Genomic DNA, 13,555 nt, shown 5'->3' with positions numbered 1-13,555 from the left:
CGAGGGCCGCGGCCGGATCAGGCCGAGCCGAGTTCTTTGTCGATGAAGGCGAAGACGTCGTCCGCCGACGCCTCCTCCAGCCGTCCGGCCAGCACAGCCGCCCCGTCACCGACGAGGGCCTCGTTCAGGTCGGTGAGCAGCGCCTGCAGCCGCATGGTGATCCGGCCCTGCTCCAGGTCGGACGGGCTCATCGCGGTCAGCCGGGCGGCCATGCCCTCCAGCTCGGCCACCACGCCGTCCACGGTGCCCGCCGCGTCCGCGGCCGCGCCGCCGCCGATCTGCTCGTCCAGGTGCCGGGCGAGGGCCAGTGGCGTGGCGTAGTCGAAGATCAGCGTCGCGGGCAACGGGACGCCGGCCGCGCTGCTGATCCGGTTGCGCAGGTCCACCGAGGTCAGCGAGTCGAAGCCGAGGTCGCGGAACGCGGTGCCCGGCTCGATCGCGGTACCGCTCTCGTAGCCGAGCACCGACGCGGCCTGGGTGCACACGAGGTCCTGCAACGCCCGGTCGCGCTCACCGGCGGTCAGGCCGGCGAGGCTGTCGGCGAAGCCCGCGAGCTCGGCGGTGCCGGCACCGCCGCCCGCGCTGACGGTGGCCCCGGGAAGCTCCGCCAGCAGCGGGCTCGGCCGCGTCGCGGTGAACGCTGGGGCGAAGGTGGACCACTCGACGTCCGCGACGGTCACCGCGCTGTCGCCTCCGTCGAGCGCACGGCGCAACGCCACCAGCGCTTTGCCGGGGTCGAGTGCCGTGATGCCCATGGCGGCCGTCGCGGAGCGCACCGCGCCGTGTGCCGCCATGCCCTCGCCGCCCCACGGTCCCCAGGCCACCGACGTCGCCGCGAGTCCCATGCCACGGCGGTGCTCGGCGAGCGCGTCGAGGTAGGCGTTGGCCGCCGCGTAGTTGGCCTGGCCCGCGCCGCCGACCGTCGCGGTCAGCGAGGAGAAGAGCACGAACGCCGAGAGGCCCTTGTCCTTCGTCAGCTCGTGCAGATGCCTCGCGGCGTCGGCCTTCGGCGCGAAGACGCCGCTGAACCGCTCGGGCGTGAGCGAGTCGAGCACGCCGTCGTCCAGCACGCCCGCGAGGTGCACGACCGTCGAGAGTGGACGGTCCGCGGGGATGCCGTCGAGCAGTGCGGCCACCGCGTCGCGGTCGGCCACGTCGCAGGCGACCAGGCGCGCCTCGACACCCGCCGCGGCCAGTTCGGCGACGAGCTCGTCCGCACCGGGTGCCTCCGCGCCGCGCCGCGAGATCAGCAGCAGGTGCTTCGCACCCTGGTCGACGAGCCAGCCGGTGACGGCGGCGCCGACCGCACCGGTGGCGCCGGTGACCAGCACCGTTCCCTCCGGCTCCCAGCGGGACGCGATCCGCGCGGGCGCGGGTTCGAGCCGCCTGCCGTAGGCGACGGACTCGCGGACGAGCAGCTGGTCCTCGTCTCCCGGGTCGGCGAGCACGGCCGCGAACCGCGCCACGGCGGCGGTTCCCAGCTCGGCGGGCAGGTCCACGACGCCGCCCCACCGGTCGGGGTGCTCCAGCGCGGCGACCCTGGCGAGGCCCCAGACCGCCGCCTGGTCGACCCCGGTCACCGCGGATGAGGCGCCGTGGGCCACCGCATCCCGTGTGACACACCAGAGCGGTGCGCCGTGGCCGGCGTCGCCGAGGGCCTGGACGAGGGCCGCGGTCACCGCGGCCGCCTCCACCGCGGTGCCGGCGGCCGGTGCGAGCAGCGACAGCACTCCGTCGGCGCCGGGGCCGGCCGAGGCGAGCAGCTCGGCGAGCGCGGTGCGACCGGTGCCACCGGGCACGGCGAGCACCTCGGTCCGCAACCCGGCCGCCGCGAGACCGTCGAGCACCGCGCGCGTCCAGTCGTCGGGGTCCTGCGGTGCCAGGACGAGCCAGGAGGCCGCTCCACCGGGCGTCGCGGGCGGTGCCAGCGGAGCCCACGTGACCCGGTGGCGCCAGGCGTCGGCGGCCGCGTCGGCGCGCTGCCGGTCGTACCACGAGGCGAGTGCGGGAAGCACCGGCGCGACCGAGTCCTCGCCGACGCCCAGCGTCGCGGTGAGAGAGGCCAGGTCCCCTTCGGACACCAGGTCCCAGAAGGCCGCGGTCACGTCGCCGCGGGTGCCTGCGGACCGTTCGGCCTGCAGGATCGGCGCGTCCTCCCAGTAGCGGTCGCGCCGGAACGGGTACGTCGGCAGGTCCACCTTGCGCCCGCCGGCGAACACGGTCCTCCACTCAGGACCTCCACCGGTGGTGTGCAGTGCGCACAGGGCTTCCACGAGGGTCTCGTCCTCGGCCCGGTCGCGCCGCTGCGTACGGAGGACCGCGACCGTCTCGCCCACCACGGCCAGTGCCATGGTGGTCAGCACCGAGTCCGGCCCCACCTCGAGCAGCCGCGTCGCGCCTTCCTCGACCAGCGTGGAGACACCGTCGCCGAAGCGCACGGCCTGGCGCACGTGCCGCACCCAGTACTCCGGTGAGGTCAGCTCCTCCGCCGTGGCGAGCACGCCGGTGACGTTGGAGACCACCGGCAGCGAGGGCTCGTGGAACGTCAGTCCGGACAGGACTTCCCGGAACTGTCCGAGCATCGGGTCCATGCGGTGCGAGTGGAAGGCGTGCGAGACGGTCAGGCGGGTGGTCTTCTCGAAGTGCGCGGCCACCGCGGTCACGGCGTCCTCGTCACCGGAGATCACGACCGAGCGCGGTCCGTTTACCGCCGCGATGTCGACGCCCTCGGTCAGCAGCGGGACGACGTCGGCTTCGGCGGCCAGCAGCGACACCATCGCACCACCGGACGGCAAGGCCTGCATCAGCCTGCCGCGCGCGGCCACCAGCGCGACGGCGTCCTCGACGCTCAGCACGCCCGCGACGTGCGCGGCCACCACCTCGCCGATCGAGTGACCGCCGACGTGGTCGGGACGCACGCCCCAGTGCTCCAGCTGGCGGTAGAGCGCGGTCTCGAAGGTGAACAACGCCGCCTGCGTGTAGGCCGTGCGCGCGAGCGCCGTCACGGCGGCCGGGTCCTCGGGGTCGGCGAACATCAGGTCGCGCAGCGGTTCGTCGAGGTGCTTGCCGAACGCCAGGCAGAGCTCGTCGAAGGTCTGCGCGAACACGTCGAACCCGGCGTGCAGCGTGCGGCCCATGCCGGGTCGCTGGGAACCCTGGCCCGAGAAGAGGACCGCGAGCCCGCCGGGCGCCCCGGCGACGACGGCGGGAATGTCCCCGGACGCGACCGCGCGCAGCGCCTCCAGCAGTTCGGCGCGGTTCCTGCCGGTCACGGCGGCGCGGTGGGAGAACGCCGCGCGCGTGGTGGCGAGCGAGAACCCGATGTCGAACGGATCGGCGTCGGCGTCGTCGCCGAACCTCGCGCGCAGCCGGTCGGCCTGACGCCGCACGGCGTCGGACCCCTTGCCCGACAGCACCCACGGCACCACCGGCAGCGCGGCGCGCTCCCGCTCCTGCCCGGCGGCGGGCTCGGGTGCCTGCTCGACGATCACGTGCGAGTTGGTGCCGGAGATGCCGAACGACGAGACGCCGATGCGGCGCGGGTGGTCCTGCTCCGGCCAGTCGCGGGTCTCGGTGAGCAGCCGGACGTTGCCCGCGGACCAGTCCACGGCCTTGCTCGGCTCGGTGACGTGCAGCGTCTTCGGGAGCACGCCGTGCCGGATCGCCTGGACCGCCTTGATGATCGAGGCCACGCCCGCCGCCGCCTGCGGGTGACCCATGTTCGACTTGATCGAGCCCAGCCACAGCGGCGCCTGGCGGTTCTGGCCGTAGGCGGTGATCACGGACTGCGCCTCGATCGGGTCCCCGAGCGTGGTGCCGGTGCCGTGCGCCTCGACCGCGTCGACGTGGTGCGGTGCGAGCCGCGCGTCGGCGAGCGCCTGCTCGATCACGCGCACCTGCGCCGGGCCGCTGGGCGCGGTGAGGCCGTTGGAGGCGCCGTCCTGGTTGACCGCGCTGCCGCGCACGACGGCCAGCACCTCGTGCCCGTTGCGCACGGCGTCCGAGAGGCGTTCGAGCAGCAGCATCCCCGCTCCCTCCGACCAGGCGGCACCGGCCGCGTCGTCGGAGAAGGAGTGGCAGCGCCCGTCCGGGGACAGCGCGCGGCGCTCGCTGAACTCGAGGAACATCTCCGGGCTCGCCATGACCGCGGCGCCGCCGGCGAGGGCGAGCGTGCACTCCCCGCGGCGCAGCGACCCGATCGCCGAGTGCAGTGCGACCAGCGAGGACGAGCACGCGGTGTCCATCGTGACCGCGGGCCCCTCCAGTCCGAGCGTGTAGGCGATGCGGCCGGAGACGATGCTGCCGGAGATGGTGCCGCCGACGTAGTCGTGGTGCATCAGTCCGACGAAGACCCCGGTCGGGGTGCCCTTGCAGGCCCCGGGGTCGATTCCCGCGCGCTCGAACGCCTCCCACGTGACCTCCAGCAGCAGCCGCTGCTGCGGGTCGGTGCCCGGAGCGTCCTTGGGGCTGATGCCGAAGAACGCGGGGTCGCACTCGGCGGCGTCGTGCAGGAAGCCGCCCTCGCGGACGTAGGAGGTGCCGGGCGGGCCGGGCTCGGGGACGTAGAACGACTCGGCGTCCCAGCCCCGGTCGGACGGGAACTCGCTCACCACGTCGACGCCGTCGGCGACGATCTCCCACAGGTCCTCCGGCGTGCGCACCCCGCCGGGGTACCGGCAGCCCATGCCGATGATCGCGATGGGCTCGCGGTGGCGGTCCTCCAGCTCGCGGACGCGGCGGCGGCTGCGCTCCAGCTCTGTCGTCGCCCGCTTGAGGTAGTCGCGGAGCTTGTCCGCAGTCGCCGAATCTGCCGTGGCATCCATCAGAGGGCTCCCAGTTCGTTGTCGATCCTCGCGAAGAGCTCGTCGTCGCTCGCCTCGCCGGCATCGGGCGAGGCGGGTTCGGAGCCGTCCGTGCGGCCGTCGCGCCAGGCGTGCAGCAACGCCTCCAGCCGTGCCGTCACGCGGGCCTGCCCGTCACCGTCGCCGTGCAGCGCGCGCAGGGCCGCTTCCAGGCCGTCGATCTCGGTCAGCACCGCCTGGGCGAGGTCCTCGGGGCCGGGCACGAGTGCGGCCTTGAGGTGCGCGGCGAGCGCGATCGGGTTCGGCTGGTCGAACACCAGCGTCGCCGGGAGGGTCAGTCCCGTCGCCGCGGCGAGCAGGTTGCGCAGCTCCACGGCGGCGAGCGAGTCGAACCCCAGCTCCTGGAACGCGCGGCCCGGGTCGATCGACTCGGCCGACGGGTGGCCGAGCACAACGGCCACGTGAGTGCGCACGAGGTCCAGCAACGCCTTGTCCCGCTGCGCTTCGGTGAGCGACGCGAGTCGCTCGCGCCAGCCCGCGCCGTTCGCGGCGCCGGCACCCGGCTCGGCTGCGCGCCGCGGTGCGCGCACGAGACCGCGCAGCAACGGCGGCACACCGCCCGCGCGGTGCCGCACGGCGGCCGCGTCGAGCCGAGTGGGGACGAGCACCGCCTCCTCGCCACCGACCGCGGCGTCGAAGAGGCGCAGGCCCTGCTCGGCGGTCAGCGGCGGGAACCCGAGGCGCCGCAGGCGTTCGGTGTCCGCCTCGTCCATGTCGTCGCTCATGCCGCCGGTGCCCGTCCACAGGCCGTAGGCGAGTGAGACGGCGGGAAGTCCCAGCGCGCGGCGGTGCTCGGCGAGCCCGTCGAGGAAGGTGTTCGCCGCGGCGTAGTTGCCCTGGCCGCCCGGTACCAGCGTGCCCGCGGCCGACGACAGCAGCACGAAGGCCGACAGGTTCCGTTCGCTCGTGAGCTCGTGCAGGTGCCACGCGGCGTCCACCTTCGGCCGCAGCACCCGGTCGACGCGCTCGGGGTCGAGCCCGGCCAGCACACCGTTGTCCACTACGCCGGCCGCGTGCACCACGGCGCGCACGTCGTGCTCGGCGAGCAGCGCGGCGAGCGCCGCGCGGTCCGTCACGTCGCAGCGGGCGAGCGTCACCGACGCGCCGGCCGCCTCCAGCTCCGCGCGCAGCTCCTCGGCGCCGGGCGCGGCCGCTCCCCTGCGCCCGGCCAGGAGCAGCCGCCGCACACCGCGTTCCGCGACGAGGTGCCGCGCGAGCTGCGCGCCGAGGCCACCTGTGCCGCCGGTGATGAGCACAAGTCCGTCGGGGTCCCAGGACAGCGGTTCGGCCGACTCGGCCCGTGCGAGGCGCGGCACCCACAGCTCACCGCCGGCGACGACGACCTCCGGCTCGCCGACGGTCAGCGCCGCGCGGACCGCGTCGTCGGCGGCGACCTGCTCGTCGGTCGCGGCCAGATCGGTGCTCACGACGAGGAACCGGCCGGGGTTCTCCGCCTCCGCGGCGCGGATCAGCCCGCGCACGGCCGCGTGGGCGAGGTCGCCCGTGCGCAGCACCACGGCCAGGCGGCGTCCGGCGGACAGCGGGTCGTCCAGCCACCCCCGCACCCGGTCGAGCGTCGTGTGCACGCGTTCCCGCACCATTCCCGGCACCTCGTCACCGGCGTCGGGCACCGGCGGGACGAACACGGGGTCGGTGTCGGAGCGGTCGGCCGCACCGGACGCCGCGACCAGCTCGATCCGGTACAGCGGCAGGTCCGCGGAGCCCGCGAGCGCCTCCGGGGACACCGGGCGCGCGACGAGGCTGCGCACACTGGCCACCGGGTGCCCGTGCTGATCGGACAGCTCGAGCGACACCGCACCCGTCCCGTCCGGCGAGAGCCGCAGCCGCAGCACGTCGGCTCCCGCGCGGTGCAACCGCACCCCGCCCCACGCGAACGGCAGCACGGCACGTCCATCGGGCAGGTCGAGCAGGTTGACGTGCAACACGGCGTCGAGCAGCGCGGGGTGCAGGCCGAACCCGGCGGCGGTGCCCCGGGCGGAGTCGGGCAGCGCGGCTTCGCCGAACAGCTCGTCGCCGCGGCGCCACATGGCCCGCAGGCCCTGGAACACCTCGCCGTAGCCGTAGCCGGTGCGCGCCAGCCGCGGGTACAGGTCGGCCAGCTCGACCGGCTCCGCTCCCTCCGGCGGCCAGACCTCCGGCGCCGCGGCCGCTTCCCCCGCACCCGCGGCCAGGGTGCCGCTCGCGTGGCGCGTCCAGGAGCCACCTTCGTCTGCGGCGTCACCCCGGCGGGACCAGATCGTCAGTTCACGGCGGTCCGGCGCGTCGTCGCGCGCACCGCCGACGACCACCCGGACGGCCACCGCGCCGTCGCCGGGGAGGAGCAGCGGTGCGTCGAGGGTCAGCTCCTCGACGGTGTCGCACCCGACGTGCTCACCCGCTCGCAGGGCCAGCTCGACGAACGCCGTACCGGGCAACAGCACCGCGCCGTGCACCGAGTGGTCGGCCAGCCAGGTCTGCGCCGTCGGCGAGAGCCGTCCGGTGAGCACGGCGGCCCCGTTCTCGGGCACGTCGGTCGCCGCGGGCACCAGCGGGTGCCCGGTCGAGTGCTGGCCGAGCCCCTCCGGGTCGCCCGCCGGCGTCGTGCTCTCCTCCAGCCACAACCGTTCGCGCTGGAACGCATAGGTCGGCAGCTCCACCCGCTGGGCGTTGTGGGCGGCGAAGAAGCGCTCCCAGTCGACTGTGCCCCCCGCGGCGTGCAGGGTCGCGGCGGCGCTGACGACGTCCAGTTCCTCGTCACCGTCGCGGCGGAGCCCGGCGATCGCCACGCTGTCACCGCCGAGTGCGTCGGCGGCGAGCGCGGTGAGCGCGGCGTCCGGTCCCAGCTCGACGAACCGGCGCGCGCCGAGCGCGTGCGCAGCCGCCAGCGCGGGGGCGAAGCGGACCGGTTTCACCACGTGCTCGACCCAGTACTCCGGTGTGGTCAGCGCGGTGGTCGCGAGCTCACCCGTCATCGTCGAGACGATCGGCACCCGCGGCTCCGCGTAGGAGCACCGTTCCGCCACCTGCGCGAACTCCGCGAGCATCGGACGCATCAGCGGCGAGTGGAAGGCGTGGGACACGGTGAGCCGCTTGACCTTCCCGAACCGCGCGGCGAGCTCGTCGACGGCTTCGGCCGTGCCGGAGACGACGACCGACCGCTCGCCGTTGACGGCCGCGAGTGCCACCTGGCCGGTGAGGAACGGCGCGACCTCGGCCTCGGAGGCCCGCACCGCGGCCATCGCGCCCCCGGACGGCAGTGCCGCCATCAGGCGACCCCGCGCACCGGTCAGCGCGACCGCGTCCTCCAGCGAGAACACACCGGCGACGTGAGCGGCGGCCAGCTCACCGACCGAGTGGCCGACCAGGTGGCCGGGCACGATCCCCCAGGACTCGAACAACCGGTACAGCGCGACCTCCACGGCGAAGATGGCGAGCTGCGCGTAGTCGGTGCGGTTCAGCAGCTCGGCGTCGCCGTCGATCACGGCGGCCAGCGGCTCGTCCAGGTACCGGTCCGCGAGCACGCACACGGCGTCGAAGGTTTCGGCGTACACGGGGAACGCCGCACGCAGCGCGCGGCCCATGCCGATCCGCTGCGAACCCTGGCCGGTGAACAGGAACGCCGTCGAACCCCTCTTGCCGGCCAACGGGGACGCGAGGGCGAGCCGGTCGAGCAGCTCCCCCTCGTCCCTGCCGACGGCGATGACGCCGTGCTCGAACCTGGACCGCGTGACGGCAAGGGACAGCGCGACGTCCGCACTGCGCAGCTCGGGGTGTTCGGCGAGGTGCGCTCGCAGGCGGGCACGCTGGTCCTCGAGCGCACGCGGCGTGCGCGCGGTGACGATCCACGGCACCGCGGAACTCGCCGGTGTCCCGGCCTCCGGGGGCGGTGCCGGCGCGGGAGGCTGCTCCAGCACCACGTGCGCGTTGGTCCCGCTGAGCCCGAACGAGGACACGGCGGCCCTGCGCGGCCGGCCGGTCTCCGGCCACGGCTGCCGCTTCACCGCCAGCTCGACGGCGCCCGCGGCCCAGTCCACCTGGTCGGTGGCGGTGTCGGCGTGCAGCGTCGGCGGAACCTCGCCGTGCTTCATGGCCAGCACCACCTTGATCACGCCCGCGATCCCGGCCGCGGCCTGGGCGTGACCGATGTTCGACTTCACCGAACCGAGGAGCAGCGGGTGCGCGCGGTCCTGACCGTAGGTGGCCAGCAGCGCCTGCGCCTCGATCGGGTCGCCCAGCGCCGTACCGGTGCCGTGCGCCTCCACGACGTCCACGTCCGACGGCTTCAGGCCGGCACTCGCCAGCGCCTGCCGGATGACGCGCTGCTGCGACGGCCCGTTCGGTGCGGTCAGCCTGCTGCTCGCACCGTCGGAGTTGATCGCGGAACCGCGGATCACCGCGAGCACGGGGTGACCGTTGCGCTGAGCGTCGGACAGGCGTTCCAGCAGGACCATCCCGGCGCCTTCGCCCCAGCCCGTGCCGTCCGCGTCGGCCGAGAACGCCTTGCACCGGCCGTCGGGAGCCAGTCCGCGCTGCCGTGAGAAGTCCACGAACGTCTCGGGAGTCGACATCACCGTCACGCCGCCGGCCAGCGCGAGTGAGCACTCGCCGGACTGCAACGCGCGCACCGCCCAGTGCAGCCCGACCAGGGAGGAGGAACAGGCGGTGTCGACGGTGACGACCGGGCCTTCGAGCCCGAAGGTGTAGGCGACGCGACCGGAGGCGATGCTCGCGGCGCTGCCGTTGGAGAGGTAGCCGTCGAGGTCTTCCGGGACCGAGGTGATCCTGGTGGCGTAGTCGTTGTACATGACGCCCGCGAAGACTCCGGTGCGGCTGCCCCGCAGGGACGACGGGGCGATGCCGGCGCGCTCGAACGCCTCGAAGGACGTTTCGAGCAACAGCCGCTGCTGCGGGTCCATGGCGAGCGCTTCACGCGGGCTGATGCCGAAGAAGTCGTGGTCGAACTCGGCGGCGTCGTGCAGGAATCCGCCCGTGCGGGCGTAGGTGTGCCCGCGGCGCGACGGATCGGGGTCGTACAGCGCCGAGATGTCCCAGTTCCGGTTCGACGGGAACTCCGAGATCGCGTCGACACCGGAGGAGACCAGGTCCCACAGGTGTTCCGGCGCCGTGACGCCGCCGGGGAACCGGCAGCCGATCCCGATGATCGCGACCGGGCCGCGTTCCCGCTCTTCCTGCTCGCGCAACCGCTTCCGCGCCTCCCGCAGCTCCGCCGTGGTCCGCTTGAGGTAGTCGAGAAGCTGATCTTCGTTGTTCACCAGCGCGCCATCCGATCACGATCGCCGTGCCTGTTCGGCCGTTGGCTTCCGCCCGCGGACCCCCTTGGCCGCTCTGCATCGGAGGCTAGGGAGACGGCATTCACGTCAGGTACCCCTAATGCCCCCAGGAGGGCGTCCTGCAGTGCAGGGGTCAGACGTGGGGACGGGCCGGCACACCCTGGCGCAGGTCGCTTGCCGGAGAGGGCCGGATGAGGCCGGCACACACGCGCGACCAAGTGGTTTAGGAGAATTCCCAGGACGGTTCCGCGTTGATCCGCGAGTCAGTTAACAACGGTGTTACCGGCAGGTTCACCGTCCGGAAAGGATCTTGAACGGCCGGGCGCGAATTGAGACATGTGCCCTTCGTACACCGGCGAAAGTATCCCGAATCGTGCTAGCTTGGACCCATGCCGGGCAACACCGCTGCATGACATGAGCGACTCCGGAAGCAGTCATTGCGGAGTCGTTCCCCGTGAGGTCGGAGTGACCGCGGACGAACGGTCATCACCCTTCTCACCGGCGGTGGCTTCGCACCAGGGCGCGGCCGCACACAACGGCGAGTGCGAGTTCCCCGGCTCCCTGCGGGTACTGGGACGGAATACGAGGCGATGGCGCGCATATTCGGTCGAACGAGAGAACTGGCCAGTCTGCACGAAGCATTCGTCGAGAGCACCAGAGGAAACGGCCTGCTCGTACTGGTGAGCGGCACACCCGGTTCCGGAAAGACCCAGGTTCTCGACGAGTTTCTGATCAGCGTCCGGGAATCGGGTGCGCGGATACTGCACGCCACGGCAGACCCCGCCTCCCGGGACAGACCGCTGAGCCTCGCCCGGAATTTGCTGAAGAACAGCGGAACCGCCTGCCCGGAGCTGTGGAGCGAAAAGCAAGACCACATCGTTTCCGACCGCGTTCACCCTCCGCGAGAAAAAAGTGAAGAAGTCGATTTCCCCACGGCCGAGCTGGAAGCCTCTGCGGAGGCTCTGCTCGGCCGCGCGGACGAGGACTGCCCGCTGGTGCTCGCGGTGGACGACGCCCACCTGATGGACGCCTGGTCCACCACGAGCATCGTGCACCTGCTGCAGCGCGGCCGGTTCCGCAAGCTGCTCGTCGTGTGCACGCTCGGGATCGAGGACGACGCCTCGCGCACCGTCTCCTCCCGGCAGCTGAACCGCCATCCGCACCGGCGCATCCGGCTGGCGCCGCTGTCCGCCGCGGAGCTCGCCGAGCTGCTCGCCGCGGACGCCGGAGGACCGCCTTCCGAGGAACTGACGACCGGGTTCTCCCGGATGACCGCGGGTGTCCCGCTGCTCGCGCACGCGCTCCTGGACGACTGCAAGACGCGCGGCGCCCTGGTCGAGCGGCCGGTCGCGGGAGCCGCGTACCGCAACGCGGTCCTGCAACTGCTGCACCGCAACTCGTCCGAGAAGATCCACGTGCTGCGGCTGCTGGCGTTGTTCGGCGAGTCCGTCCAACACCTCAGCGACACCATCGACAGCGTCAACCTGTCCGAGACCATGGGTGTGAGCGACGAAACGGTCAGCAACGCCGTCGACCGGGGCAACTCGACCGGCCTGCTCACCGGTCGCCGTTTCCTCGACCCGGCCGCGGCGGCCGCGGTGCGCGAGGACATGAGACCGGACCTGCGCACGACGCTGCACTGCAGGATCGCCGAAGCGCTCTACAACTCCGGCGCACCGGCCGAGGTGGTCGCCTCACACCTGCTCGCCGCCGAGCTCGTGCCGGCGGGCTGGGGCACGAGCACGCTGCGCAGCGCCGCGGAGGCGGCGCTCGGGCGGGACGACCTCGAACGCTGTGCCGCCTGCCTCCAGCTCGCCCTGCGCGGCTGCTCCGGCACCGCGGAAAGCCACGAGATCACCGCGGCGCTCGCCAGGGTCGAGTGGCTCACCAACCCGGCCGCGGCCGGCAGACGCCTCGACCCGCTGCGGCAGGCCGCCGAGAAGGGCGAGCTGGACCTGCGTGATGCCACCACGGTGCTCCGGCACGTGCTGTGGCAGGGCGACACGGAGCTGGCCGGCCGGATCGCGGAAGCGCTGCCGCCGCCGGTCTCCTCGGCCGACGAGCTGGTGCGGCAAGAGGTCGACATGATCCGGCAGTGGTTCTACGGCGCGGGCGAACCCGCCGGCCCCTCCCGTTCGAACGGGCACCCCGACAAACGGCGCACCATGTACGGCATCATGGCGCCGCTGAGCGCGCTGCTCAACGGGGTGGACACGGCGGAGTCCACCACCGCGCTGGCGCAGTGCCTGCAGGGCCACCGGCTGGACGACCTCAACCTCGAGATCGTGGCGATGTCGCTGCTGGCGATCGCGTACGCCGGCCAGCCGGCGCTGGCCGGCGCCGCCTGCGAGGGACTGCTGGAGTCCGCCGTCGCGCGGCGTGCCAAGACGTGGCAGGCGATCCTGGGCAGCGTGCAGGCCGAGGTCGCACGATTACAGGGAGACCTGCCGGCCGCGCTGACAGGGGCGAGGGAGGCGGTGGAGCTGCTGGCCCCGCAGGGGTGGGGTGTGCTCATCGGCCTGCCGCTGTCCACCGCGTTGTTCGCCAACCCCGGGCTGGGCGCGATCGCGCACAACGAGCAGCTGCTCAACCTCCCCGTGCCGAAACCGATGTACCGCACCGTGTTCGGCGTGCAGTACCTGCGCGCGCGAGGGCACCACTACCTGGAGACCGCGCAGCCGTTCGCCGCACTGAACGACTTCGAGACCAGCGCACGGCTGATCCGGGAGGGCAACTCCCAGCTGCAGCGCGGCATTCCGTGGCGCACCGACCTCGCCATGGCGTACCTGCGGCTGGGCAAGACGCGCACGGCCCGCACACTGGCCGAGGAGGAGCTGCGGCGTTCGCGGACCAGCAGCGCGAACGCCCAGGCCCTCGCGCTGAGGGTGCTGGCGGCGACCAGCAAGCCCTACCAGCGCGCACCGCTGCTCCACCAGTCGATCGACCTGCTCAAGGCTTGCGGCGACCGGCAGTCCCTCGCTCACGCGTACGCCGAACTGGCGTCCGCGCACTACGAGTTCGGCGAGTTCGCCCGCGCACGGCTGGTCGCCAAGCACGCCGCGCGCGAGGCGGAGGCGTGCCGGATGGTCTCCCCCGTCGACCAGCACCTGCTCGAGGACGCGGAACCGACGGCCTCCGACTCCGACCAGAGGGGGACCGTCCTGCTCAGCGACGCCGAACGCCGCGTCGCGCACTTCGCCGTGCTCGGCTACACCAACCGCGAGATCAGCGACCGGTTGCACGTCACGATCAGCACCGTCGAACAACACCTGACCCGCGTGTACCGCAAGCTCAACGTCGCCAAGCGCTCCGAGCTCCCGTCGGACATCATCGTCGGTGAGCAGGCGCAGCGGCAGAAGACGGCGGTGGACTGACAACCGCCCGGGGGACGAGCCCAGACGT

General features: G+C 73.2%; 3 protein-coding genes. 1 reads left to right on the top strand and 2 read right to left on the bottom strand.

Going from position 1 to position 13,555, the window contains the following annotated elements; all coding sequences use genetic code 11:
• Positions 1 to 17 precede the first annotated feature (17 nt).
• The gene (locus ACZ7CH_RS05080; RefSeq protein WP_470373456.1) at positions 18 to 4,826 is read right to left on the bottom strand and encodes a type I polyketide synthase; all 4,809 of its coding nucleotides are present in this window, start codon (positions 4,824 to 4,826) and stop codon (positions 18 to 20) included.
• Entirely contained in the window at positions 4,823 to 10,135 is a 5,313-nt protein-coding gene (locus tag ACZ7CH_RS05075; protein ID WP_470373195.1) for a type I polyketide synthase, read from the bottom strand. The genes ACZ7CH_RS05080 and ACZ7CH_RS05075 overlap by 4 nt, the downstream gene beginning before the upstream one ends.
• Positions 10,136 to 10,743: 608 nt before the next feature.
• On the opposite strand from ACZ7CH_RS05075, the gene ACZ7CH_RS05070 reads away from it, so the two are divergent.
• Entirely contained in the window at positions 10,744 to 13,527 is a 2,784-nt protein-coding gene (locus tag ACZ7CH_RS05070; RefSeq protein WP_470368743.1) for an AAA family ATPase, read from the top strand.
• The last annotated feature ends 28 nt before the right edge of the window (positions 13,528 to 13,555 follow it).

The sequence above is a fragment of the Lentzea sp. NPDC037011 genome (assembly GCF_055607425.1).
The sequence above is the reverse complement of the archived record's forward strand: the minus strand, read 5'-3'. Positions and strand labels throughout refer to the sequence as shown.

What these genes read in the sequence shown, in the direction of transcription:
- ACZ7CH_RS05070 (WP_470368743.1), top strand. Translation starts at nt 10,744, where the DNA reads ATGGCGCGCATATTCGGTCGAACGAGAGAACTGGCCAGTCTGCACGAA.